Annotated in this window: 21 protein-coding genes; 13 read left to right on the plus strand and 8 right to left on the minus strand. The window is 66.8% G+C overall.

Annotation, left to right across the window (positions count from 1 at the left end; translation table 11 throughout):
- The first annotated feature begins 32 nt into the window (after positions 1 to 32).
- Genes P5G52_RS08555 through P5G52_RS08565 form a run of 3 tightly spaced genes read left to right on the plus strand, consistent with a single transcriptional unit; the run spans position 33 to position 3,066 of the window.
- Complete coding sequence (locus P5G52_RS08555; RefSeq protein ID WP_301226495.1) at positions 33 to 1,250, plus strand: pyridoxal phosphate-dependent aminotransferase; 1,218 nt, start codon at positions 33 to 35, stop codon at positions 1,248 to 1,250.
- A 31-nt stretch (positions 1,251 to 1,281) separates the two neighbouring features.
- Entirely contained in the window at positions 1,282 to 2,178 is an 897-nt protein-coding gene (locus tag P5G52_RS08560; RefSeq protein WP_301226497.1) for a PPK2 family polyphosphate kinase, read from the plus strand.
- Between the two features lie 51 nt (positions 2,179 to 2,229).
- Positions 2,230 to 3,066 (plus strand): formate/nitrite transporter family protein, encoded by an 837-nt coding sequence (locus P5G52_RS08565; protein WP_301226499.1) that lies wholly within the window; start codon positions 2,230 to 2,232, stop codon positions 3,064 to 3,066.
- Between the two features lie 39 nt (positions 3,067 to 3,105).
- Here the strand turns inward: P5G52_RS08565 and P5G52_RS08570 are convergent, their stop codons facing one another.
- Positions 3,106 to 3,369 (minus strand): exodeoxyribonuclease VII small subunit, encoded by a 264-nt coding sequence (locus tag P5G52_RS08570; RefSeq protein WP_301226501.1) that lies wholly within the window; start codon positions 3,367 to 3,369, stop codon positions 3,106 to 3,108.
- 69 nt (positions 3,370 to 3,438) lie between these two features.
- Entirely contained in the window at positions 3,439 to 4,734 is a 1,296-nt protein-coding gene (xseA, locus tag P5G52_RS08575) for an exodeoxyribonuclease VII large subunit (RefSeq protein WP_301226502.1), read from the minus strand.
- 192 nt (positions 4,735 to 4,926) lie between these two features.
- Here xseA and P5G52_RS08580 point away from each other — a divergent pair, with 192 nt between their 5' ends.
- Both P5G52_RS08580 and P5G52_RS08585 read left to right on the plus strand, forming a co-directional pair.
- Complete coding sequence (locus P5G52_RS08580) at positions 4,927 to 5,769, plus strand: hypothetical protein (RefSeq protein ID WP_301226504.1); 843 nt, start codon at positions 4,927 to 4,929, stop codon at positions 5,767 to 5,769.
- A gap of 62 nt (positions 5,770 to 5,831) precedes the next feature.
- Positions 5,832 to 6,926 carry a 4-hydroxy-3-methylbut-2-enyl diphosphate reductase gene (locus P5G52_RS08585; protein WP_301226506.1) on the plus strand — a complete coding sequence of 365 codons (1,095 nt, stop codon included), beginning with the start codon at positions 5,832 to 5,834 and terminating at the stop codon, positions 6,924 to 6,926.
- A 161-nt stretch (positions 6,927 to 7,087) separates the two neighbouring features.
- Here P5G52_RS08585 and P5G52_RS08590 read toward each other — a convergent pair whose 3' ends face one another.
- The gene (locus P5G52_RS08590) at positions 7,088 to 8,401 is read right to left on the minus strand and encodes a DNA recombination protein RmuC (RefSeq protein ID WP_301226508.1); all 1,314 of its coding nucleotides are present in this window, start codon (positions 8,399 to 8,401) and stop codon (positions 7,088 to 7,090) included.
- 84 nt (positions 8,402 to 8,485) lie between these two features.
- On the opposite strand from P5G52_RS08590, the gene ychF reads away from it, so the two are divergent.
- Both ychF and P5G52_RS08600 read left to right on the plus strand, forming a co-directional pair.
- The gene (ychF, locus tag P5G52_RS08595) at positions 8,486 to 9,571 is read left to right on the plus strand and encodes a redox-regulated ATPase YchF (RefSeq protein ID WP_301226510.1); all 1,086 of its coding nucleotides are present in this window, start codon (positions 8,486 to 8,488) and stop codon (positions 9,569 to 9,571) included.
- A 356-nt stretch (positions 9,572 to 9,927) separates the two neighbouring features.
- The gene (locus P5G52_RS08600) at positions 9,928 to 10,191 is read left to right on the plus strand and encodes a hypothetical protein (protein WP_301226512.1); all 264 of its coding nucleotides are present in this window, start codon (positions 9,928 to 9,930) and stop codon (positions 10,189 to 10,191) included.
- 631 nt (positions 10,192 to 10,822) lie between these two features.
- On the opposite strand, the gene P5G52_RS08605 is transcribed toward P5G52_RS08600, so the two are convergent.
- A complete protein-coding gene (locus P5G52_RS08605) occupies positions 10,823 to 11,998 on the minus strand; it encodes a gamma-glutamyl-gamma-aminobutyrate hydrolase family protein (protein WP_363321871.1) in 1,176 nt (391 codons plus the stop codon).
- Positions 11,999 to 12,547: 549 nt separating this feature from the next.
- On the opposite strand from P5G52_RS08605, the gene P5G52_RS08610 reads away from it, so the two are divergent.
- A complete protein-coding gene (locus P5G52_RS08610; RefSeq protein WP_301226514.1) occupies positions 12,548 to 13,414 on the plus strand; it encodes a glycoside hydrolase family 16 protein in 867 nt (288 codons plus the stop codon).
- 8 nt (positions 13,415 to 13,422) lie between these two features.
- On the opposite strand, the gene P5G52_RS08615 is transcribed toward P5G52_RS08610, so the two are convergent.
- The 3 genes from P5G52_RS08615 to P5G52_RS08625 all read right to left on the minus strand — a co-directional run bounded on the left by P5G52_RS08615 (position 13,423) and on the right by P5G52_RS08625 (position 15,982).
- Complete coding sequence (locus tag P5G52_RS08615) at positions 13,423 to 14,427, minus strand: acyltransferase family protein (protein ID WP_301226516.1); 1,005 nt, start codon at positions 14,425 to 14,427, stop codon at positions 13,423 to 13,425.
- A 118-nt stretch (positions 14,428 to 14,545) separates the two neighbouring features.
- Positions 14,546 to 15,604 (minus strand): LLM class flavin-dependent oxidoreductase, encoded by a 1,059-nt coding sequence (locus P5G52_RS08620; protein ID WP_301226518.1) that lies wholly within the window; start codon positions 15,602 to 15,604, stop codon positions 14,546 to 14,548.
- A 63-nt stretch (positions 15,605 to 15,667) separates the two neighbouring features.
- Positions 15,668 to 15,982, minus strand: coding sequence for a hypothetical protein (locus tag P5G52_RS08625; protein ID WP_301226520.1), 315 nt, complete (start codon positions 15,980 to 15,982; stop codon positions 15,668 to 15,670).
- A gap of 360 nt (positions 15,983 to 16,342) precedes the next feature.
- Here P5G52_RS08625 and P5G52_RS08630 point away from each other — a divergent pair, with 360 nt between their 5' ends.
- The 3 genes from P5G52_RS08630 to P5G52_RS08640 all read left to right on the plus strand — a co-directional run bounded on the left by P5G52_RS08630 (position 16,343) and on the right by P5G52_RS08640 (position 20,938).
- The gene (locus P5G52_RS08630) at positions 16,343 to 18,139 is read left to right on the plus strand and encodes an ABC transporter family substrate-binding protein (protein WP_301226522.1); all 1,797 of its coding nucleotides are present in this window, start codon (positions 16,343 to 16,345) and stop codon (positions 18,137 to 18,139) included.
- A 178-nt stretch (positions 18,140 to 18,317) separates the two neighbouring features.
- A complete protein-coding gene (locus P5G52_RS08635) occupies positions 18,318 to 19,859 on the plus strand; it encodes an ABC transporter permease (protein WP_301226524.1) in 1,542 nt (513 codons plus the stop codon).
- Entirely contained in the window at positions 19,856 to 20,938 is a 1,083-nt protein-coding gene (locus P5G52_RS08640; protein ID WP_301226526.1) for an ABC transporter permease, read from the plus strand. The genes P5G52_RS08635 and P5G52_RS08640 overlap by 4 nt, the downstream gene beginning before the upstream one ends.
- An 8-nt stretch (positions 20,939 to 20,946) precedes the next feature.
- On the opposite strand, the gene P5G52_RS08645 is transcribed toward P5G52_RS08640, so the two are convergent.
- Positions 20,947 to 21,573 carry a PH domain-containing protein gene (locus P5G52_RS08645; protein WP_301226528.1) on the minus strand — a complete coding sequence of 209 codons (627 nt, stop codon included), beginning with the start codon at positions 21,571 to 21,573 and terminating at the stop codon, positions 20,947 to 20,949.
- A gap of 89 nt (positions 21,574 to 21,662) precedes the next feature.
- Here P5G52_RS08645 and P5G52_RS08650 point away from each other — a divergent pair, with 89 nt between their 5' ends.
- Positions 21,663 to 23,492 (plus strand): ABC transporter ATP-binding protein, encoded by a 1,830-nt coding sequence (locus P5G52_RS08650; protein ID WP_301226530.1) that lies wholly within the window; start codon positions 21,663 to 21,665, stop codon positions 23,490 to 23,492.
- A gap of 152 nt (positions 23,493 to 23,644) precedes the next feature.
- Positions 23,645 to 25,267 carry an LTA synthase family protein gene (locus tag P5G52_RS08655; protein WP_301226531.1) on the plus strand — a complete coding sequence of 541 codons (1,623 nt, stop codon included), beginning with the start codon at positions 23,645 to 23,647 and terminating at the stop codon, positions 25,265 to 25,267.
- The last annotated feature ends 116 nt before the right edge of the window (positions 25,268 to 25,383 follow it).

Here is a 25,383-nt window from a genome sequence, read left to right on the forward strand (position 1 = left end):
GCACCGGGCCCCTGCTGTGGCATCCTGATCAGATGGCCACCTACAAGCAGTCGGAAAAGCTCCGTAACGTCCTCTACGACATCCGGGGGCCGCTGCTCGAACACGCCATGACCATGGAGGCCCAGGGCCACCGGATCCTGAAGCTCAACATCGGCAATCCGGCGCCCTTCGGGTTCGAAGCGCCCGACGCCATCCTCGTGGACATGATCCGCAACCTGCCGAAGGCCCAGGGCTACAGCGACTCCCGCGGCATCTTCTCCGCGCGCACCGCCGTGGTGCAGTACTACCAGAGCCGCGGCATCAACTCGATCGACGTCGATGACGTCTACCTCGGCAACGGCGTCAGCGAACTCATCACGCTCTCCATGCAGGCCCTGCTCAACGCCGGCGACGAGATCCTGATCCCGACACCGGACTACCCCCTCTGGACCGCGTCCGTGGCCCTCGCCAGCGGTACGCCCGTCCACTACCTGTGCGACGAGGACAGCCACTGGTGGCCGGACCTCGAGGACATGGCCTCGAAGATCACCCCCAATACCAAGGGCATCGTCCTGATCAACCCGAACAACCCGACGGGTGCGGTGTACCCGCGGCCCATCCTCGAGGGGATCGTCCGCCTCGCCCGCGAGCACGGGCTCATCCTGTTCGCCGACGAGATCTACGAGAAGATCCTGTACGACGACGCCGTCCACATCAACGCGGCGTCGGTCGCCGGCGACGACGTCCTCTGCCTGACTTTCAGCGGCCTCTCGAAGGCCTACCGCATCGCCGGATTCCGCAGCGGCTGGATGGCGATCTCCGGGCCCAAGCGCGACGCCGCGAACTACATCGAGGGCATCAACCTGCTGGCCAACATGCGGCTGTGCGCCAACGTCCCCGCGCAGCACGCCATCCAGACGGCGCTGGGCGGCTACCAGAGCATCAACGACCTGATCCTGCCCGGGGGGCGCCTGAAGCAGCAGCGCGACAAGGCGGCGCAGATGCTCAATGCGATTCCCGGCGTGAGCTGCGAGGTGGCACAGGGCGCCCTGTACCTCTTTCCGAAGCTCGATCCCGACGTGTATCCCATCAAGGACGACGAGAAGTTCGCCCTCGACCTCCTCAAGCAGCAGAAGATCCTGATCTCGCACGGCAGCGCCTTCAACTGGGTCAACACGGACCACTTCCGCATGGTGACCCTGCCGAGCGTGGAGGTCATCGAGGACGCTATCGGTCGGCTCGCCGACTTCCTGTCCACCTACAAGCCCTGACCGTCCCGGGACGGCCGACGCAGGAGGATCCATGGCACCGAAAGCTTCCGGCACCGCGAAAGCCAGCAGCAGGAAAGCCGACAGCACGGCCGACAACGCCGAGCTGCGGCGGCTGCTGCTGGCGGGCCCCGACTTCGCGCTGGACGCCGTGGACCCGCATTCCACGCCGGGGTTCGACGGCGGCAAGAAGGCCGGGACTGCTGCACTCGCCGCCGGTGCGGATGCCCTCTCGTTGCTGCAGGAGAAACTCTTCGCGGAGAGCCGCGCCGGAAGCGGTATCGCCGTCCTGCTCCTCCTGCAGGGCATGGACACCTCGGGCAAGGGCGGGATCGTGCGCCACGTCGTCGGGCTGGTCGATCCGCAGGGAGTGCAGCACTCCGCCTTCAAGGCCCCGACGGAGGAGGAACGAAGCCACGACTTCCTCTGGCGCGTTCGCCGGCAACTCCCCGAAGCGGGCATGATCGGGGTCTTCGACCGGTCGCACTACGAGGACGTCCTGGTCCATCGCGTGCGCAGCCTCTCGCCCGCCGATGAGATCGAGAAGCGCTACGGGGCCATCCGGGCCTTCGAGAACGAGGTCGCGGCGTCCGGCACCCGCATGCTGAAGGTCATGCTGCACATCAGCAAGGACGAGCAGAAGGCCCGGCTCTCCGAGCGGCTCGAACGCAAGGACAAGTTCTGGAAGTACAACCCCGGCGACGTCGACGAGCGCGGGTACTGGCAGCAGTACCAGGAGGCCTACCAGACGGCCATCGAGCGGACGAGCACGCCGGACACCCCGTGGTACGTGGTTCCCGCCGACCGCAAGTGGTACGCCCGGCTCGCGGTGCAGCACCTGCTCACTGCCACCCTGGAAGACATGCAGTTGAGCTGGCCGCCGGCCACCTTCGACGTCGAGGCCGAGAAGAAACGCCTCGCCGCGTCCTGATCAAGGGATTGCCGGAGCCGCCGGGGCGGCGTGAACACCAGGGAAAGGCAAATGAGCGAAGAACGCAGGCGTGAACTGGGCGACACGGACGCCCCGGTCGAGCACGAGCTCAAGCAATCCTTCGACAAGACGATCGGCGAGGGTGCCGAGCGGCTTCACCGCACCACGAGGAACATCCTGGTGACTGGCGTGTTCGGCGGATTCGAGGTCGGTCTGGGCATCATGGCCTACCTGGCCGTTATGCACGAGACGGGAAATCATCTGCTTGCAGGCCTCGCGTTCAGCATCGGCCTGGTCGCGCTTCTCCTCGCGCACAGCGAATTGTTCACGGAGAACTTCCTGATGCCGGTTGCAGCCGTCGTGGCGAAGGAAGGGAGCCCCGCCCAGTTGGCGAAGCTGTGGGGAGGCACCCTCGTGGCGAACCTCGCAGGCGGCTGGGTCTTCGTCTGGATCGTCATGCAGGCGTTCCCCGAGTGGTCCGACACCGTGAGCGAGAGCGCCCACCACTTCGTCGACGCCCCGTTCTCCCTCCAGGTGGTCGCCTTGGCGGTACTGGGCGGCAGCACGATCACCCTGATGAGCCGGATGCAGCAGGGCACTGAGAACGACGTCGCCAGGGTCATCGCCACGGTGATCGGCGGGTTCCTCCTCGCGGGATTGCAGCTGTTCCATTCCATTCTGGACTCACTGCTGATCTTCGCAGCGATCCAGTCCGGTGCGGACATCACCTACGGGCAGTGGCTCGCCTGGTTCGGGTACACGCTGCTCTTCAACGTGCTCGGAGGCATCGTCCTCGTCACCCTCCTGCGACTGGTGCGAACGAAGGAACTCATCGCGCAGCGCCGTCATGAGGCTCCCGAGGATCCGGCGGCACCGCACGGCGACTAGCCGAGGCCGAGAAGAAACGCCTCGCCACGTCCTGAGCCGCTACCCCTCGGCCTTGTCCCGCGCGGCCGCGAGCCTCACCTTCGCCCCTTCCAGCCAGGCCTCACAGCGATCGGCCAGGGCCTCGCCGCGTTCCCAGAGGGCCAGCGACTCCTCGAGGCTCACGCCCCCCGCTTCGAGCCGGGCGACGACGGCCACGAGTTCCTCCCGTGCCTGCTCGTAGGACAGCGTGTCCACCTCCGGGCGGCGGGTCTCCGGCCGGCTGGTGTCCGATTGGTTGTTCTCGGGCTGGCTGTTCTGGCTCATGGTGTCTTCCTCGTCTGCTGGGTGGTCTGATGTCCGGCTGCGGGGACCGGGATGGTCGGGTGGCCCGGGTCAATGGGCGGCGGACGGAGCGGGCGCATCCTGGGAGACCGCGCCGAACTGCCCGCCGGCGACCCGGATGCGCAGGGTCTCGCCTGGCTGCACGTCCGCCGGCTCCCTGACCACGTGCCCGTCTGCCTTCTGCACCACCGCGTACCCGCGGTCCAGTGTCTTCTGCGGCGACAGGGACCGGACGCGTTCGCGCAGGTGATGGATCGAGTCCGCCTCCCGCTCGACTGCGGTGGAGATGGAGCGCAGCGCGCGGGATCGAAGCCGCTCGACGTCGGCTTCGCGGACGTCGATCATCCCTTCCGGTCGTGCCAGCGACGGGCGGGACCTCAGGTTGGCGAGGCTCTCACTCTCGCGGTGCACCAGGACCCGGATCGAGCGCTCGAGCGCGGCACGCGCCTGGCCGATCCGGCCGAGTTCCTCCGAGACATCCGGAACCACACGTTTCGCCGCATCCGTCGGCGTCGAGGCGCGCAGATCGGCCACCTCGTCGAGCAGGGGCCGGTCCGCCTCGTGGCCGATCGCGCTGACCACCGGGGTACGGGCCAGGGCGACGGCCCGCACCAGGGATTCATCGCTGAACGGCAGGAGGTCCTCGAGTGCCCCGCCGCCGCGCGCGATGATGATCACGTCGACCTGTGGGTGGGCGTCCAGTTCGGCGAGCGCCGCGGTGACCTGGGCGACGCTGCTGACGCCCTGGACGGCCACCTCGCGCACCTCGAACTCGACGGCCGGCCACCGCAGCGCCGCGTTGCGCATCACGTCCTTCATGGCGTCGGAATCACGGCCCGTGATGAGCCCGATGCGGTGGGGGAGGAGGGGCAGCTGCTTCTTGCGGGCCGCTGCGAACAGTCCCTCGGACGCCAGGGCCTGCCGCAGCCGCTCGATCCGGGCGAGGAGGTCCCCGATCCCGACGGGCCGGATGTCGATCGTCTGCATCGACAGGCGCCCGGTCTTGACCCAGAAGTCGGGTTTGAGGCGGGCCACCACGCGTGAGCCGCGATCAAGCGGTGCGGAGGCCCGGTCCATCACGCTGCCGTAGACCGAGAGGGACAGGGATACCTCCGAGTCGACATCGCGGAGCGTGATGTAGCACATGCTCGCGCGACGGTTGAGTTCGATGACCTGCCCCTCCACCCAGGCCGCGGGGGCGCGCTCGATATGTGCCTTCAGTTTCTCGGACAGGAGATGGAGCGGCCACGGCGCGTCCGGTGACGTCTCCGCTGCCGTCGCCGGGACCGTCGACGCCGGCCGGGGCGAGCCTGCAACGGGCTGCGCGCGGAATCCCTCGCTCGTCATCGGTCTCCTGTCCTCGGGGAGGCGGTTGCCCCCAGGTGTTCCACGGGAAAATGCACTGTCCATCTCTACCACCCCCGACCCACGGCATCCTGCCCGGCAGGACCGAAGTGGGCTGCCCGACCCCCTGCCGCACCGTGCCGGCTGTCGCTGGAGCGGGCATAATCGGAGGTTCGACCTCCAGTAAAGGATTCCATGCGGACGTTCGTCTCTGCCCTCCTGGGCCTCCTCGCGCTCGTCGTCGCCTCGGGCGGACTGGTGTCGGCCTGGCTCGACGAGAACCTCGTGGAGGAGTCCGGGTTCATCGCGCTGGCGGCTCCGCTGGGTGACGACGCCGATTTCCAGGCGGCGCTCGCCGAGTCACTCGCGCAGGAGGTGACGGCGAATACCGAACTGCCCGAGCAGCTCGGCTCCTTCGTCGAACCACTCGTCCGGGATGCTGCCGGGGCGGTCACCCGCTCGTCCGGTTATCCGGCCGCCTGGGCCGAGACCCTGCGCCTCTCTCACGCCGTGACCTTCGCGCAGGCGCCCGATCCCTCGGAGTCGGCACCGGCCGTCCTGACCCTCGATCTCGGGCCGGTCGTCGGGCTCGTGGCGGACAGCGTCGGAGCGGGTCTGGGCGTGGACATCCCGATCCCGGAAGACACCACGGTCGAGGTCGGCTCCCTGGCACGGGGCGGGCTCCTGCACGGTATCGCCGACGTGGTGCAGGACTGGCGGCTGTACCTCGCGGGCGCTGCGGTGCTGGCGCTGCTGGCCCTCGTGATCGCCCGACGGCGGGGCACCACGCTCGCGCTCCTGGGACTCGGGGTCGTGGGCATCGGTGTGCTCGGCATCCTCGCGGGGGACTGGGTGCCCGACGCAGCAACCAGGGCACCCGGGACTGGTGCCGTCGCCGACGTGTTCATCCGGGGGCTGGCGCAACGCGCCGGAGCGGACATCGCGGACTCCAGTGTGCCGGTGGTCGTCGGGGGGCTCGTCGCCGTTCTGGTCGGCGTGATCGGGCAACTCGCCGTCGGACGCGGGCGCAGGGCTTAGCTTCCAGCGGAGGAGCATCCGGTGGACCGGGTCGCACGTTCGCGACCCGGTAGAATCGGAGAATGACCAGTACCACCGTTCAGGTCCCCATGCCCACCATCCCGCGCAGGCGTCGCTCTCCCGAGGACGTGCTCGCCGCCGCGCCGGTCGGGGAGAAGAAGGTACTGCTCGCAGCACCCCGCGGCTATTGCGCCGGGGTGGACCGCGCCGTCATCGCCGTCGAGAAGGCTCTGGAGCACTACGGGCCGCCCGTGTACGTGCGCAAGCAGATCGTGCACAACCTGCACGTGGTCTCCACGCTCGAGGCGAAGGGCGCCATCTTCGTGGACGAGACCGACGAGGTCCCCGAGGGCGCCCTCGTGGTCTTCTCGGCCCACGGCGTCTCACCCGCCGTCGTGCAGTCCGCAGAGGACCGGGGACTGCGGACCATCGACGCCACCTGCCCCCTCGTGACCAAGGTGCACAAGGAGGCCCAGCGCTTCGCCCGCGACGACTTCGACATCCTCCTGATCGGCCACGAGGGCCACGAGGAAGTGGAGGGCACGGCGGGCGAGGCCCCCGATCACATCCAGATCGTCAACGGCCCGGAGGACGTCGACAAGGTCCAGGTGCGCGACCCCGAGAGGCTCATCTGGCTCTCGCAGACCACCCTGAGCGTCGACGAGACCATGCTGACCGTGAACCTGCTCAAGCAGCGCTTCCCGACCCTGCAGGACCCGCCCAGTGACGACATCTGCTACGCCACGTCGAACCGCCAGGCCGCCATCAAGAAGATCGCGCCGCAGACGGACCTCGTGATCGTCGTCGGGTCCGCCAACTCCTCGAACTCCGTCCGCCTGGTGGAAGTCGCGCTCGAGTACGGGGCCAAGGCAGCCCACCGCGTCGACTTCGCCAACGAGGTCGACGAGTCCTGGTTCGAGGGCGTGGCCACCGTCGGCATCTCCTCGGGCGCCTCCGTGCCGGAGAACCTCGTGCAGGACGTGCTCCGGCTGCTCGCCGAGTACGGCTACGGACAGGTCGAGGAGGTCGTGACGGCCCAGGAGGACATCATCTTCTCCCTGCCCAAGGAGATCCGGGCCGCTCTGAAGGCCATGGGCGACCCGTCGCAGGGTCGTGGTGGCAGGGGCCAGCGGCAGGACCGCACCACGCTCAACTGATTCTCCGGGCGGCGGCTCAGTCCGCCGCGGCCGATCACCGCAACGACGGCGGCTCTTCCTCGGGAAGGGCCGCCGTCGTTGCAAGGCCCGGCCCTGCGGGCAGCGCCCGTCGGCGTCCTGTCCAGCCCGCTATCCCGCTATCCCGCTATCCCGCTGTCCCGCTACCCGTCGGTCCCGTCGAGGAGCTCGTGGGCCGTCAGGGAGCGGGGAGTGGCGTCGATCGCGGCCTGGCCCGGGCTGCCCGGCGCCCCGGCGCGCTGTGCACGGGCCGTGCCGAGCATGCTCACGTCGGCGCCTTCCTCCGCACCACCGGCCGCCGCGTCGACGACGTCGAGGGATGCCGAATCGAACGCCCCGATGCGCCGGGCCGTGGGAAGCACGCGGGATTCGAGGGCGCCCACGAAGGAGTTGTAGCGTTCCACCGAGGTCTTGAGGGACGCTCCCAGACGGGTGACGTGCCCGCCCATCGTGCCCAGGCGCTCGTACAGCTGCTTCGACAGGTCGAAGAGCTCCCGCGCGTTGTCGGTGAGCACGGCCTGCCGCCAGCTGAAGGCGGCACCCTTGAGGATGCCGAGCAGGGACACCGGTGACGCGAGGGCGACGTTCTGGCCGAAGGCGTAGTCGAGCAGTTCGGGATCGGCGCGCAGGGCCTCGGAGAGCACCGACTCGACCGGGATGAAGCAGATGACCAGCTCGGGGGAGTTCGCCGCGCCTTCCCAGTACTTCTTCCGTGCCAGGGCGTCGATGTGGGCGCGCAGCGCCTTGCCGTGCTGGCGGAGCAACTCGGCGCGCCGGGACTCCAGGGCGGCCGTGTCGGCGTCGCTGTCGGCCGCGCCCGCAAGCTCCTGAGCGGCGAGGAAGGCGGTCAGGGGCACCTTGGCGTCGATGACCAGTTGCTTGTCGCCCGGAAGCTGCACCACCATGTCCGGCCGTGCGCGCTCGCCGTCGTCGCCCGCGCTGAAGGACACCTGCTCCAGGAAGTCCACGCGTGATAGCATGCCGGCTGCCTCCACGACGCGGCGCAACTGGATCTCACCCCACTGGCCGCGCGCGCTGTTGCTGCGCAGGGCACCGGCGAGCGAGGAGGTTGTCGAGAGCAGGCGGGCATCCGCTTCGCGCGCCTCCTCGAGCTGCCGGGCGAGCTGCCCGTACTGTTCCAGGCGGTCGCGCTCGAGCAGGCCCACCTGCCGCTGGACCTGGGTCAGCTTCTCCGCGACGGGAGCGAGCGCACGCAGGACGTCGTTGTCCGTGGAGGTCTTGCCGGTCAGCTCGCGGTTGTGCTGCTGCAGGAGGTCGCGCTGGGCGACGGCTGCCGCCAGGTCCGTCGTCGTGCTCCCGAGGCGCGCTGTCGCATCGTCGAGCTCGGTACGGAGGTCTGCCGTGCGCGGGGTGAGATAGCGCGCCACCAGGAAGGCGCCGACGGCGCTCCCGAGGACGAAGGCGAGGAGAACGAGGAGGACGGCCGTGGTGCTCATGTCCACACTGTCGCAGGAACCTCCGACATTCGGCGGACGCGACACCGCCGGACGGCCTCCCGCTGCCCGGTAGACTTGTCTCCCGTGGCTCTTACTATCGGCATCGTCGGACTGCCCAACGTCGGCAAATCAACCCTCTTCAACGCCCTGACGCGCAACAACGTCCTGGCGGCGAACTACCCGTTCGCGACCATCGAGCCGAATGTCGGCGTAGTCAGCCTGCCGGACCCGCGCCTTGCACAGCTCGCCGAGGTCTTCGGGTCGAAGCAGATCCTGCCGGCCACCGTCTCCTTCGTCGACATCGCCGGCATCGTCAAGGGGGCCTCCGAGGGTGAGGGCCTCGGCAACCAGTTCCTCGCGAACATCCGCGAGGCCGAGGCCATCGCCCAGGTCATCCGCGTCTTCGACGATCCGGACGTCATCCATGTCGACGGCAAGGTCGACCCCCGCTCCGACATGGAGACCATCAACACCGAGCTGATCCTCGCCGATCTGCAGACGCTCGAGAAGGCCATCCCGCGCGTCGAGAAGGAAGTGAAGATCAAGAAGCGCGAGGCCGCACAGCTCAGCGCCATGCAGGCCGCGCAGGTCGTCCTCGAGCGCGGCGATACGATCTTCTCCTCGGTGAAGAGCGACAAGCTCGAGATGGAGCACCTGCGTGAGTTGAGCCTGCTGACCGCCAAGCCCTTCATCTATGTCTTCAACGTCGACGACGCGGTGCTCGGGAGCCCGGAACGCCAGGAGGAGTTGCGCCAGCTCGTGGCTCCCGCCGATGCCATCTTCCTCGACGCCAAGCTCGAGGCCGACCTCGTGGAGCTCGACGAAGCCGAGGCCCGCGAGATGCTCGAGATGAACGGCCAGGAGGAGTCGGGGCTGGATCAGCTGGCACGCGTCGGCTTCCATACCCTCGGGTTGCAGACCTACCTCACCGCCGGTCCCAAGGAAACCCGCGCCTGGACGATCAAGAAAGGTGCCACGGCCCCGGAGGCGGCAGGGGTCATCCACTCCGATTTCCAGCGTGGCTTCATCAAGGCCGAGGTCGTCCACTTCGAGGACCTCATGGAAGCCCGGACGATGGCCGAAGCCAAGTCCCGCGGCAAGGTGCGCATCGAGGGCAAGGAGTACGTCATGGCCGACGGCGACGTCGTAGAGTTCCGCTTCAACGTGTAATTCTTGATCTCCTTGGGACCTTTTGTGATCGCCGCCAAGAACACGTGTTCCTAGCGGCGATGCGCTCTTGCGACCGCGCCTAGTCAAGATGATGCCGCCAGCATTGTGCAGCATGGCAGGCGTCGGCGGTTCGGTACGAGGCTGATTCTTGGTCCGAAGAAGCCAACGGCCTTGTCTTCATCTACCGGTGAGTGACTTCGTGGTTGTGCCCCCTCTGAACGACGGTGTCAGCGCAGCCCCACGGGGCGCCATCCAGCCCTGTCGCACCCGCCGCTACCGGCGTAGGCTTCGGCTGTACCGGCTCTGTCCGCGGGATCCGTCCGTCCGGCCGGCAGTCGGCTACAAAGGAGTCCGCCATGACTGTTCTGGTCCAAAATCTTCTGCCCGGCCTGACCCGGGAACAGTATGAAGGCATCGCCGCCGCTCTCAGGGACAAACTCATTGCGGCCCCCGGCTTCAACGCCCACTACGCCTATGAGAGCGAAGGCGGAATGACCGTTGTGGAAGTTTGGGAGGCGGCCACTCACCACGACGCCTGGTTCGACAACAATGTCAGGCCAAACCTGCCGGTGGAGGTCACCCAGGAGAAGCACGAACTGGCGAACGAGATGACAGCCTAGCGCTGCTGTTCGATCCCGTGCGAAAGGCTTTGCGAGTCAGGCTCAGTTCGGTCGTCTGCAACAGACCTCCACGGCTCACGTTCGGCGGGGAGGACTTGAATTCGGCGTCGACGCTCTGAATCAAAGCTCGTACCTCGCCGGGGGAGTGGTACCGTCCGTTGAGCTCGGCGGTGATGCGCAGCGACCCCTGGCTCGCGGCTGCATTGCCCCACAGTCTGGCGATCCTCAGGAGATCGTCTCTCCCGCGTTCAAGGCCGCCAGAAGGTCGTCGAGCTCGCGAATTTCGAGCATGTGCCCCGCGATATCGTTTTATCGGCTGCACCTGAGGACGCAGCTCAAGGAATCCGAAGAAGCCCTGGGTTGTTGGTCGCGACAAATTCCCTTGAGGAGGTCTGGCAGTTCGGGGCCGATGCCGGCAGGTTTCCGTTCTTCGACGCCGACCGGTACCCGGGCGAAAGAGTCCTTTGCGATGTGGATGGGTCGGCATGAGCGCCTCGACCATGTCCTGCCCGGTTGGAATGCCTCCACTTCATTCAGGACAGCGAGCGACGGTATGTAAGCTGACGCGGCAACGGCGGCTTCGTGAATTCGGTGCGTCTGCCCGGGAGACGTTGCGCCGGGAATCGAACGCTCAGGTAGCCTGCGTGATGGCTCGGTCAGTGCCTTCGAGTGTCGCAAGAGCTATGGTTTCGATGACTTCCTTTGTTGCCGCGTTCAGCACGGCAAATGTGCTGGTAGACAATGCCGGGGTTCTCCGTTCGGCCGTGCGGTAGCGTCTCGCGGCTTCGATGAAACCTTCGAAGAGCCGCAGATCCGCCGGGTTCTGTTCCGGATGGAACTGGACGCCTAGTGCCCAGCCGCCTGTTGCTGTTTCCACGGCCTCCACAGTGCCGTCAGCGGCGGCCGCGGTGATATATAGTCCGTCAGCCAGACGATTGATGGCCTGATGGTGATAACAAGGGGCACTGGCGCTGGGACCGAGAAGGTCCCCAGTGATACTTCCGCCCGTTGTCCTGAAATCGACGGTGCCGAATACGCCGGGCGCCGGCTGGTAGTCGGCCTCCGGGTTGAAGTCCGGAATGTGCTGGAACAGCGACCCGCCCAGTGCGACATTCAGGATCTGTGCACCGCGGCAGATGGCGAGGAGGGGAACTTCGGCTTGGAGGGCTGCCTTGATGAGGGCGATATCGTGCAGGTCTCTAGCAGGTTGGGTGCGGGTCAGTTCATGCGGCTCGTCCCCGTAGTGTTCAGGACCTACGTCGCTCCCTCCCGAGATGATCAATCCGTGCAGCGCCTCGACAACAGAAGGGTCGGTTCCGGTAGGGGGCAGAAGGACCGGGGTGCCTCCAGCCGCGACAACAGCATGGACATAGGTCTGTGGTAGGAGCGCAGCCATTTCCTTCCATGTACCCCACGACGCCTCCTCCAAGTAAGTGGTCAATCCGATACGGGGACGGCCAGTACCAGCGACGTCTGAAGTAACGCTTTCGCTCCGAGTTCGTAATGGCATTGTCGTAGCTCTCATCTCGACTTCGGCGCGAACACCTAGTGATCGGCCGGCTCGTCCCCGAAGGATTTGCGGGCGCTTCGGCTGACGGTGTTCGAGGTATCGGCCGTCCTCGCTGATCTGCTCCAACCGGACGAACCGGTCACCCCGTGCGGGCTCAACAGCACCACCGAGCGAAACGCAGCATGCCACCTCTGCGCCGTATTCCGGTGTCCTGGTCTCGTCGGCCGCACGCTCGTCGGCGACCCCGGGCGCAGCCTCGACATGGATGCTCAGGTCGTCCGGGTCCAGAGTCTGCATCGGAATCCCTCCCTGCAGGACACCCCTTCCAGGAGGTGGTGTATCCCCAAGAATCATCCCTATGCTCGGGCCCGTCAATCCCCCCTGTCCCAGGCGTTGGAGACAACTGCCGGCCGTATGCTCGCCCGGTATGTCGGTCATGGAACGTGGTGAAGTTCTGCTTCGACGTCTGACCCGGGCTCCACTCGACGGGTGGTAGAAGGTCGTGGTTGCTGAGCCTTTCGCTTCTGCTCTACGCTTCGGCTTAGCTGGCATTGGGCGTCATCCTTCCCCGGCCGGCGCCTCCTCGAACCAGTCGCTTCGAATCCCCAGTAGAAACAGCGAGGAATATGGAAGCGACCTCGGCTGGCTCCGCAAGGCACTCCTCCTCGCCGCAAGCGTCGCTGCAAGTGTGCGCCGTAAAACCAGTGGTGCTTGGGCGCGGGCGGATGGGCACGAACTCCCCCGATGTTCCTCCTGGCGGCGATGCACCAGCCGCACAGGACGACGGCTCCGAGAAGATGTTCGGGCTCGATAGGGGGCGGCTGGATGTTGTGGCGTAAATGCGCGGTGATTGCGTCCTCACTTCTGGTCGGGTGGGCACTCATCACTCCGACAACGGCAAGCACCACAGCGACGACCCCACTGACCATGGACACCTACGCACAGCCGGACGGGGCGACTACCAACTTCGGGGACAGCGTCCGTTCGTCCCTGGAGGGCGGTGCGGGCATCTCGCGAAACACCCCTCCGTGGCGGATGGTGACAACTGCACCTGAGGCGGCAGCGCCAACCGAGGCGGCGGTGATCCAGGGGTGGGGTTTGCCTGTAACGGGCGACGAGTTCAATTACATCGGAGCGCCGGATGCGACGAAGTGGAGGGTCTACAACAGCATCGGGCACGCGGGCAAAGGTATCCGGAGTCCACGGCAGGTTACCGTGGACGGTTCCCGGATGGTCATGACCGGAACTCCGGATGGCACGACCGCCGGCATGAGCGCGAAGTTCGCACGCCAGAAGTACGGGCGGTGGGAAGTACGAGCGGCCGGGTCCGGTGACGACGAGTACCATCTGGTAGCCATCCTGTGGCCGGACAGTGGGCGCTGGCCCTGCGACGGTGAAGTCAACTTCGCGGAGACGACGGGCGACTGGAACGTCATCAAGTTCTTCCACCACTATGGCTGTTCGAATGCGCAGACGTCGGAGTTCAAGAGCCTGGACGTCACGACGTTCCACAACTACGCGGTCGATTGGTCCCCGCGTGGGATCGTCGGCTACATCGATGGGGTGAAGTGGTTCGAGGACAACGACCCCGCGCACCAGCCTCCCGGTTCGATGCACCAGACGCTCCAACTGGACTGGTTCCCGGACAGCACTGCTGACGGTGCCGGTGAGATGCGGGTGGATTGGGTTCGCGTGTATCCGGCTGGCCGGTAGAAGTCCTGTCAGGTTGCGCGTGGTGTTCCGAGGAAGACTCCAGAGAGCGGCGTCCGGTTGAGGATCATCGCGACGGCCCACGGCAGGACCACTGCCGCCATCAGTACCCAGAACGACCGCTCCGTGTCGGGAACAGGGAGCAACCACAGCACGTACGTGTGCGTTAGCACCACCATCAGGCAGCCCGCGGCGAGCTTCGTGGACATCGCGTGAACCCATACCGGCAGCCGGGAGAACACCCCCTCAAGGATCAGGAGGAGGCCGGAACTGATCAGCACCGCGACGACGACACTGAGGACCGGTGTGCCGAGCTCGTTGTACTTCATGTCCAGCGGCGCCGACATCCCGGCGAGGACAGGTGCGGCACCCGCAACCAGGCACACCGCGCCGGACCGGATCGGTGCTTTCACCCGGGCGCGGACGTGCCGGAGGGCTTGCCCGGCGAGCAGGAAGACGAGCGCGGCGCCGGCGACTCCGAGCGACAAGGGCAGCGGGGCGAGGACATCCCCGAATAGGTAGATGACGACCGTGATCCCCGCGATGAGTGCGACCCGGAGGACAAGGGGTACCCGCTCCAGTGCCCGGAACATGATGGCCGAGATGAACAATGCACTCATGAACCAGTAGGCACCGAACGGTCCCGCGTTGAGGGATCCGCCCATGAGAGGCAGGATCACGGCTTCGCTCGTCAGGGTGCCGCGGTGGAGGTGGATGGGAACATGGACGAGGAGCGTCACGGCCAGCCACGCGCAATAGGGGATCATGATGGTTCTGAACCGCTTCCTGGCTTCCGCTGCGACGGCCCACCGCGTGTCCGGTCCGCGGGTTTTCCAGAGGTACCCGGAGAGCAGGAAGAACGCAGGGACGTGCCAGGTGTAGAGGCCGGCGTCGATGAGCGGGCCCGCCCAGACGTGTCCTGTGACGACCGCGACGACCGCAAGGACCCGGAGTGCGTCGATGGCTCCGGATCGGGTCGCTGGAACGGCTGGTGCTCGTGCGTACAGGGTCGCCAAGGATGCCTCCGAGGTCGAATCAGTCAGTATCAAGGGTAGGCGAAGCCCCGCCGGCAATCCCGCTTACACTGCAGCTACCGTCGCCGTATACTCCCGCTGCGCACGCCGCAGAAACGGCCTACGGGACGTCCTGCCCAACACCCGAAGGAGTCCAGCCGAGGGCGGGCCCCAGTTTTTCGGCGATGTCGGTGAGGATCTGGACGTAGTCCTCGTGGTCGAAGCTGAACGGCAGGGCGAACGCCACCTCGTCGACCTCCTGGAACCCCGCATGCGCATACAGCTGCTCCGCGATCTCATCGCTCGTCCCGATGAGGTCCGGGGCGAACAGCATTCCTTTGGGCCCCTGGGGTGCGCGGGTGCGGGGGAGGCGTTGGTCGACGTACCGCTGGTACTTCTCCCGCTGGTCCGACGACGCCGAATCGGTCGGGATCACCACCAGGCCCTGCGATACCCGGACCGGTCCGTGCTCAGGGGCTGACGCGGCGGCAGCTTCGCGGTAGGCGCGGATCTGGGATTGCTGGATGCGGGCGAAATCCGGAGCCTGATCGCTCTCGGGGAAGATGACGCTGCTGGAGAGCAGGTTGAAGCCGTTCGCCCCGGCCCAGACAGCCGATTTCCTGCTTCCCGCGCCGTACCAGAGGCGTTGCCGCAGTCCGGGCGAGTGCGGCTCGACCCGGGAGGAGAACTCCTCGACGACCCCCTGCCTGCCGGAGAAGTCCCGGACCGGTTCCCCTGCGACCAGACGGGCGAGCCGCTCCACGCGTGCGTAGCTGAAGTCCTCCACCTCCCAGGAGTCCGGGTACAACTCGTGCTTCACGGTGTCGTAGTGCATCGGCTCACCGACGCTCAGGCCTGGGTTGATGCGTCCGCCGGCGAGCAGATCGACGGTGGCGAGGTCCTCGGCCAGGCGCAGGGGGTTCTCCCAGCCCAGCGGTGTCACGGCTGTTCCGATCTCGATCCGGGAGGTGCGCTGGCCCGCGGCGGCCATCATCGCGATGGGGGAGGAGATACCGAACTGCAGATGGCGGTGGCGCAGCCAGGCACTGTCGAATCCCAGCCGCTCACCGAGCTCGATGATCTGCAGTGTCGATTCGTGTCCCGCGGCCGGATCCGCCGGATCGAACAGGCCGATCGTGAGGAATCCCAGCTTGCGAAGCGGACGGGTGGTGTCGGGCATGGGCTTCCTCTTCAGGATCGGCGGACGGCTGATCCCCAGACTATGCGGCGGACTTCCCGCCGGTCACCACATGCGGCTGGTGGTCTCCGACACGAATCCGCGGCCGTCGGAGAACCAGTGGATCGTCGGGCTGTTCCGGGCGGTCGGCGTCGTGAGCTCCGCGAAGAGGTCCGCGTTGAAGCGGTTGCTCAGCTCCGGGGAACTCAGCACCGTGTCCCGGGTGATGACGAACACGGGTCCCTTCAGCCCCTTGCTCTGGATGGACAGGTGGACCTCGGCGTGCTGGTCCAGCCGCACCTTGAGCGCTCCGATCGCGGCCTGGACATTCGCGTCGTCGTCCCAGACCGCTGCGTGCCTGTCCACGAAAAGCCACGCCATGATGCTCCCTGTCCGTTCCGGCCGGGGCTCCGCAGCGGGTACGCTCGCGCCACCCAGGCGGCCGCTGCCGCCGGCCCTCCCTAGCAAAACACCGAGTCGAGAACGATATCAAGGGAAAGGCCCGGAGCAGGCGTCGGCAGGGCGCAATCACGTCCAGCTGTGAAGCAACGGGGAGACGCCTGGAAATATTTGGTTGCATCTCGATAACAACACGGGAGCAGTCCGGGCAAGGGACACCTGCTGGTAACAATGTGCCCCTAGGCTTTTGCACACGTGAGTGGCGTCACCCTCCGGGGTCGCGTGTCGGCTGTCATGCAACACCGCGTGAAGCTGGAACCACACTATGAAATAGGAGGCGGAATGCGTTTCGGACGTACTTCCAAAGCTGTGGGGGTCGCTGCTGCTGCAGCGCTCGCACTCAGTGCCTGCGCTGCCAATACGGGTACTGAAACACCCGAGGAGAGTGCCGAGGGCGAAGCATCGGGCGGCAACATCCGCGTTGTGGAGGTGAATGCCTTCAGTTCGTTCAACTCGAACAGCTCCGAGGGCAACGTAGACATCAACGGCAAGATCGCCTACGCGACCCACTCCGGCTTCGTCTACATCAACAACGATCTCGAGGTCGTCGAGAACAAAGATTTCGGTTCCATGGAAGTCCTCTCCGAGGACCCGCTCAGCGTGAAGTACACGGTCAACGAGGGTGTGACCTGGTCCGACGGCGAACCGGTCGACGGCGGCGATCTGCTGCTCTCGTGGGCCATCGGCTCGGGCTACTTCAACGATGCCACCACCGATGACGCGGGCGAGATCACGTCGGGTGCCACCTACTTCGACTACGCCGGTGATACGGGCGGCCTCGGCCTCACCGAACTCCCCGAGATCGGCGACGACGGCCGCTCGATCACGCTGAACTACTCGGAGCCCTTCGCGGATTACAAGGTCGCCTTCGGACTCATGAGCGACGGCGGTATCGCCACTCCCGCCCACGTGCTCGCGGAGAAGGGTGGCCTCGCCGACGAGGACGCGCTCATCGAGCTCATCCAGACCGCACCGGCAGGCGACCCCGAGAAGCCCGTCGAGCGTCCCGAGATCCAGGCCCTGGCCGACTTCTGGAACACGGGCTTCGACACCAAGTCGCTGCCCACCGACCCGTCGCTGTTCCTTTCGAACGGTCCGTTCATCGCTTCGGCCGTCACGCCGGACCAGTCGATGACGCTGACACGCAACGAGGACTACAAGTGGGGCCCGATGCCGAAGGTGGACGAGATCACCGTCCGCTATATCGGTGAGGCCCCCGCACAGGTCCAGGCCCTGCAGAACGGCGAGGTCGACATCATCGCCCCGCAGGCGTCAGCCGATACCGTCGAGCAGCTCGAAGCGCTCGAGGGTATCACCGTCGAGCGCGGCAACCAGCTGTCCTACGACCACCTCGACCTGAACTTCGGTGGCGTCTTCAAGGACGAGAAGGTCCGCGAGGCCTTCATGAAGACGGTGCCCCGCCAGCAGCTGGTGGACTCCATCATCAAGAAGCTGAACCCGGACGCCGAACCCCTCGACTCGCAGCTGTTCCTCACGGACCAGGAGCCCTATGAGGAGTCCGCTGCGAACAACGGCTCGGAGGCCTACGCGGAGGTCGACATCGAAGGCGCCAAGGAGCTGCTCGCCGGAGCGACGCCGGAGGTCCGGATCATGTACAACCGGGACAACCCGAATCGCCTCAACTCCTACACGCTGATCGCCGAGTCCGCCTCGCAGGCAGGCTTCAAGATCGTCGACGGCGGCCTCGGTGCCTCCGACTGGGGAGCAGCGCTCGGCAACGGCACCTACGACGCGACGATCTTCGGCTGGATCAACACGGGTGTCGGCGTGTCCGGCGTCCCGCAGATCTTCAAGAGCGGCAACGGCTCGAACTTCAACGGGTTCTCGAGCCCGGAGGCCGACAAGCTCATGGACCAGCTGATCGTCGAGACGGACCCGGACAAGCAGGACGACCTCCAGATCCAGATCGACAAGCTGATCTGGGACTCCAAGTACGGACTGCCCCTGTTCCAGGTGCCCGGCGTCGACGCGTACAGCGACAACGTCACCGGCATAGAGTACATGCCGAACCAGACCGGTGTCTGGTGGAACTTCTGGGATTGGCAGGTAGTCCAGTAGCTCCATCGCTGGAACAAGCACATTCCTAGGAGAAGGCGCCGGGACCGGGGAACTCGCCCGTCCCGGCGCCTTCTCCATGTGGCGCGCCGCCGTCGCACTGGAACTCCAGACCCTGCACTACACTTCAGCGAAAGCACGGGAACACCCACCCGAATCCGATCTTGAGGCGTGAAAACCCATGGTGACCTACATCGTCCGGCGTCTGGTGACGGCCGTCCTCATCCTCTTCGGCGCATCCTTCGTCGTCTACCAGCTCACCGCCCTCTCGGGGGACCCGCTCGAGGACCTCCGGGCGAGCAATGCCCCCAACCGCGAGCAGCTCATCCAGGCCCGCACGGAACTCCTCGACCTCAACACGCCGGCCCCCCTCCGCTACTTCGGCTGGCTGGCAGGTGCCGCGAAGTGCCTGATCCCCTTCGCCGCCACCTGCGACCTCGGCGCGAGCATCCAGGGGGAAGCCGTCACCACCTCGCTCGCGAGGGCCATGGGGAACACCATCACCCTCGTCACCACGGCCACGGTCCTCGCGATCATCATCGGCATCTCCCTGGGCATCATCACGGCCCTGCGCCAGTACAGCGGCCTGGATTACGGCGTGACCTTCATGTCCTTCCTGTTCTTCTCGCTCCCGATCTTCTGGCTGGCCGTCCTGCTCAAGGAATTCGGCGCCATCGGGTTCAACAACTTCCTCGCAGATCCCGACATACCCGGATCGACGATCATCGTCGTGGCGATAGCCAGCGGGCTCATCTGGGCGCTGTTCGCGAGCAGATCGTGGAAACGCAAGGGCATCGCGTTCGTCCTGGGCGCCGTCGTCGCTGCAGTCCTCCTGTTCGTCCTCGACCTCGTCGACTGGTTCTCGAAGCCAGGCCTCGGACCCATCATCATCCTCGTCACGGGAGTCGGCATCGCGTTCGGCGTCGTCCTGCTCACCGCGGGCCTGCGGAACCGCAAGGCCCTGTTCTCGGCCCTGATCATGGTGGCGCTGGGCCTCGTCGCCTACTACGTCGTCAACCCGATCCTGAACGCCGCGACCGCCTGGATGATCGTGGTCTTCGCGATCGTCACGGTGCTCGTGGGCCTGGCCGTCGGCTACCTCATGGGCGGGTACGACCGCGGACAGAGCATGCGGGCTGCAGCGCTGACGGGCCTGCTGATGGGCTTCCTCATCGTGGTGGACCGGTTCATGGTCACGTGGCCGTCCTACGTCAGCAACCCGCGCGTGCGGGGGAGGCCTATCGCCACGGTGGGAGCCGAGACCCCTGGCCTCGACGGCACGTTCTGGGTCAACGGCCTGGACACGTTCACGCACCTCCTGCTGCCGACCCTCGCACTGCTGCTCGCCTCGCTCGCGAGCTACAGCCGGTACTCCCGTGCCTCCATGCTGGAGATCATGAACATGGACTACATCCGCACGGCCCGCGCGAAGGGACTCAGCGAGCGGACGGTGGTCACGCGCCACGCCTTCCGCAACGCGCTCATCCCGCTGGCCACCCTCGTCGCCTTCGACATCGGAGCGCTCATCGGCGGCGCCATCATCACCGAGCAGGTCTTCGCCTTCGCCGGTATGGGGCAGCTCTTCGTGCAGGCACTGCAGCGCACCGACCCCGATCCCATCATGGGTTTCTTCCTGGTGGCGGGCATCCTGGCCCTGGTGTTCAACCTCGTGGCCGACATCGTGTACTCGTTCCTCGATCCTCGCGTAAGGGTGAAAGCATGACGACGCAGAGTCCCTCGGACTTCCCGAACCGTTCGACGTCGACCGTCACGGGGCCGGTGCACGCCGATGAGACGCCCGATGCGGATGCCACGCCCGCCGCGGGTCCGCCGCCGGTTACGGACCAGGAAGCCAAGGGCCTTTCCCAGGGCCAGATCGTCCGCCGGAAGTTCTTCGACAACACGGCCGCGATCATCAGCCTCGTCGTGTTCGCCATCATCTTCCTCCTGGCGTTCACCTCCGTGGGCTTCGCCGGCATACCGGGCTGGTGGAAGTACAACCACACGGAGTTCCTGCCCCTGCTCGGCGGCGGGGCGCCGACCATCACCAGTCCGTTCAGCTGGGGCGACCACCCCTTCGGCCAGGACTCGATCGGGCGCGACTACTTCGCCATGACGATGCGCGGGACGCAGAACTCGATCATCATCATGTTCATCATCGGGCTGCTCGCCGGCCTGGTCGGCGTCGTGATCGGTGCCTGCTCGGGGTACTTCCGCGGCTGGCCCGAAGCGGTGCTGATGCGCTTCACGGACATCGTCATCATCATCCCCGTGGTGCTCGCCGCCGCGACGCTCGGCCAGGCGGTCAACCGCTACGTCGGCTCGGGGGCCCAGATCTGGCTCCTCGGTCTGTTCCTCGGGCTCGTGCTGTGGACCGGTCTGGCACGGCTCGTCCGCGGTGAGTTCCTGACGCTTCGCGAACGCGAGTTCGTCGACGCGGCCAAGATCGCAGGAGCATCCAACAGGCGGATCATCTTCAAGCACATCCTGCCCAACGCGGTCGGCGTCATCATCGTGAACACCACGCTGCTCATGTCCTCGGCCATCCTGCTGGAGACGGCGCTGAGCTACATCGGCTTCGGGGTGAAGGCGCCGGACGTGTCCCTGGGCCTGATCATCAGCCAGAACCAGGAAGCCTTCCAGACGCGCCCGTGGCTGTTCTGGTTCCCCGGCCTGTTCATCGTGCTCATCTGCCTGTGCATCAACTTTATCGGCGACGGGCTGCGCGACGCCTTCGACCCGCGGCAGAAGAAGTTCAATGCCGGCCGGGCCAAGGACGCAGAGAAGCCCGCAGCCGCGTGAGGACGTCGCTAGGGTGCCAGGTTCAGCGAGACGGCAGCCGCTGCGACCAGCAGGGCGGCCGCGGCGAGGTGCCGCCAGTTCCACGTGCGGCGCACGGGCGCCGGCTGGTCGACGTCGACGGCGCCGCTCTCCACCAGGTCCTGCCAGCGGGAGCGGACCAGGTAGGCGGCGTAGCCCGAATCGGTGTTCTTGAGGTCCCCCGGACGGATCGACCCGCCGGGGCCGTAGCTCGTGGAGGGCAGGTTCGTCACGTGCTCGGGCTTGCCCGCGTGGGTTCCCCAGACTCCGGGAGCGGGCGCCGCCCAGGCCGTGAAGGAGCCCGACGGCGTCACCAGCTTGAGCGCGTACTTGGTGTCGACGTCGATCAGCGCGGCCCAGGGTACGCGGACGGTGGCCAGGGGATTGCGGAGGGTGACGGAGTCCTCGGCGAACACCACCGCCGGGTACCAGAACAGCCACCATCCGACGTACGCGATGCCGAGAAGCGGCCATCCTGCCAGCAGGCCGGCCGGACCCTCGGTCGCGACGACGGACACCAGGCCACCTCCGGCCACGAGTACGGCGATGCCCGTGAACCATGCACTCGTGCGCGGCTTGAAAACGGTGGCTCCGGCCACATCGATCGAGCGTCCCATGGCTCCATAGTCCCAGCACTGCAGCCGCTAGCGGCAATCCAGGAGTGCCCGCGGTCCCGCGGTGTCTCCGTCACGAAGGAGATCACTTCATGAGTACTCAGGTCATCGGCGGCATCGGAGACACCGGCGCGGACCGATCGTCATCCCAGGGGCCCGTCCTCGAGGTGCGGAACCTCAGTGTCGACTTCGGCGTCGACAAGAAGTGGGTGCCGGCGGCCATCGACCTCAACTACGAGGTGAAGGCCGGCGAGGTGCTCGCCATCGTGGGGGAGTCCGGCTCCGGCAAGAGTGCCAGCTCCATGTCCCTGCTCGGACTGCTGCCCTCCAACAGCCGTGTCACGGGTGAGGTGCTGCTCAACGGCAAATCCGTCCTGACGATGTCGCCTGCCAAGCTGCGCCAGATTCGCGGCAACGACGTCGCGGTCATCTTCCAGGAGCCCATGACGGCACTGAACCCCGTCTACACGGTGGGTTTCCAGATCGTGGAGACGCTGCGCCTGCACAACGAGATCTCGCCCGACGAGGCGAAGCAGCGTGCCCTCCGCCTGCTGCAGCTGGTGGAGCTGCCCGATCCGGACAAGGCCTTCCGGTCCTACCCCCACCAGCTCTCCGGCGGCCAGCGCCAGCGTGCGATGATCGCCCAGTCACTGTCCTGCGATCCCAAGCTCCTGATCGCCGACGAGCCCACCACGGCCCTCGACGTCACCGTGCAGGCCGAGATCCTGGATTTGATGCGCAACCTGCGGAACCAGCTCAACAGCGCGATCGTCCTGATCACGCACGACATGGGCGTGGTGGCGGACCTCGCCGACCGGATCGCCGTCATGCGCAAGGGGCGCATCGTGGAGACCGGCACCGCCGAGCAGATCTTCAACAACCCGCAGCACGAGTACACCCGGGAGCTGCTCGCCGCCGTTCCCCACCTGGGGCAGGGGGACGGGAACGACGACGTCGACATCACCGCTGCGCTGGCGGCGGCGACGCACACTGAACTGCAGACGGTGGACCGCGACGAGCTGGAGCGACGCGAGCAGGAGGTGCTGGCCCAGCTCGCCGAGGACCAGGCGGTGGCGCACCCGGCCGCCGAGGCGGTGCTCGAGCTCGTCGACGTCGCCATCGAGTACCCCAAGCAGGGCAGGGTCCCCGCGTTCCGCGCCGTCGAGGGAGCCAACCTCACCGTCTACCCGGGCCAGGTCATCGGGCTCGTCGGGGAGTCCGGCTCGGGCAAGACGACGATCGGCCGGGCCGCGGTCGGGCTGCTGCCGGTCGCGGAGGGTTCGCTGAAGGTCGTCGGCACCGACATCTCGGGCTTCCGGCCCACCGCGAAGGAACTCGTCAAGGTGCGGCGCCACGTCGGCATGGTGTTCCAGGATCCGTCGTCGTCGCTGAATCCCCGGCTCCCGATCGGTGAGAGCATCGGGGAGCCGATGTTCCTCGCCGGCGAGGCCAAGGGCGGTGAGCTGCAGAAGCGCATCGAGAGCCTCCTCGACCAGGTCGAGCTCCCGCGCTCCTACCGCAACCGGTATCCGCACGAACTGTCCGGCGGGCAGAAGCAGCGCGTGGGTATCGCACGCGCGCTGTCGCTCAAGCCGAAGCTGATGGTAGCGGACGAGCCGACGTCGGCCCTGGACGTGTCCGTGCAGGCGAAGGTCCTGGAGCTATTCCAGAACCTGCAGCGCGAACTCGGGTTCGCGTGCCTCTTCGTCACCCACGACCTCGCCGTCGTCGACGTGCTCGCCGACTACATCTGTGTGATGAAGCGCGGCCGGATCGTGGAGCAGGGCACACGCGACCAGATCCTGCGCAGCCCCCAGGACCCCTACACCCAGCGGCTGCTCGCGGCCGTACCGCTGCCGGATCCGGAGAAGCAGCGCGAACGCCGCGAACTGAGGGCCAAGCTCCTGGCCTCGACCGACTAGCAGTACAACCAGCCGGCCCCGGATCCGCTCATCGTCCGGCAGCCCCGGTTGAACGGGTAGCGTAACGGCACTAGTCTGCTATGGGCCCGAGAACGGGTCCGATGTCAAGGCGTTCGGCGAAACCCCGGGCATCTGGAACGCGAGGTGTTGCCATGTCTGGCCGGATTCTTCACGCGACCCGACGGGTCGGCGTGGTCCTGGGGCACGTCCTGGTCTACGTTCTGATCTGGGCGGGGCTCGTCCTGCTCACCGCCGCCGCGGGCATCCGCTTCTACTGGGGCACGATCTCCGTCAGCCAGATGCTCATGAACCTCGTCTCCGTGGAGACCGACGGCGGGGGCGGATCCGTCGTCTGGATCGGCATCCTGGGTATCGGTGTCGTGCCCGTGCTCATCACCGTCGGGATCGCCGTGGGGCAGCACTACCGGCGCCGCGCACGCCGCCGCAGGGAGGAGGTGCGCCCTGCGCGCCGCTCCGGCGGAAACGATCTGCGCCGCGCGCGCCACCGCGGGGGCGAGGATTCCCGCTCGGGTCGCCGGCAGTGGATCCTGCGCACCGTCTCCACCACCCTGGTGGCCGCGGTGGTCATCGGCGGGGCCACGGCCTTCTCCACCACGGTGGGCATGGGGGACTACATCAGGGCGGCGAACTCGGACTACGACCTCGGCGACCACTACGTGGAACCGACCGTGACCAGCGACGCGGACAAGCGCAACCTGGTGCTGATCTTCCTCGAGTCCGGCGAGGCCACCCTCGAGGACGAGCAGCTGTTCGAGAAGGACGCGTTCGCCCCGCTCAAGGAGGTCACCGGTGCCGCCGACGGCTGGCAGAGCGTGGAGGACTTCCAGCAGTACGAGGGAGGGGGCTGGACCATGGCCGGCCTCGTCGGGACGCAGTGCGGCGTCCCGCTGAAGGGTGCTGACACCGCCACGGGCAGCAGCGCCCCCTCGAACGACCTCGGCGGCGGCGCCGACACCTACCTGGGCGGGCTGACCTGCCTCGGCGACGTCCTCGATGAGCACGGCTACACCAGCGCCTTTTTGGGCGGCGCCAACGCCTCCTTCGCCGCCAAGGACGTCTTTTTGGAGACCCACGGCTACTCCGAGGAGAAGGACCTCTCCGACTGGCGTGCCGCCGGGGAGCAGGAGAGGAGCTTCCGTAGCGACTGGGGCCTGAGCGATGAGCGCCTGATGGCGAACGCCCGCGACGAGATCGACCGGCTGCACGCCGAGGCGGAGGCCACCGGCGAGCCGTTCAACTTGTCCATGCTGACGCTGGACACCCACGAGCCCGTGCACGTCTACGACTACTGCGATGTGGACACCCAGAACGTGGTCACCTCCGTGTACTCCTGCTCCATGACCCAGGTGGCCGGCTTCGTGGACTACATGAAGGACCAGGGCTACCTCGAGGACACCGCCGTCGTGATCACCGGCGACCACGTCAAACACATGAGTGCCGGTGACGCGTTCCACGAGCAGCTGGACCACCACGAGAACCGCACCGTCTTCAACCGCATCTGGGTTCCCGGTGGGGACACGCGCGGCGGGCTGCGTCCAGGCCTGGACCAGCTGAACCTGTACCCCACGATCCTCGAGGCCGCCGGCCTGACCCTGCAGGACCATGCGGCCGGGCTGGGCGTGTCCGCCTTCGCCCCCGAGGTCCCTGCCGGCTCGGCCCAGGGGATGGACCCGGATGCCTACAGCGAGCTGCTCAACTCGCTGTCCCCGTTGTTCTACGCCAAGGCATGGGCCGGCCGGGACTCCGCCCCGTAGCGCTGTCCGTTCCGCCTCCTCGCGAGCCCCGACGAGGTTCTCTCGCGGGCCTCCGACGCGGCTTCCTCCGCCGGCCCGGTAGGTGCCGCCCCTGCGCTTGCCTCAGGACTCGTTAT

Source organism: Arthrobacter burdickii (assembly GCF_030433645.1).
GTDB lineage: Bacteria > Actinomycetota > Actinomycetes > Actinomycetales > Micrococcaceae > Arthrobacter_D > Arthrobacter_D burdickii.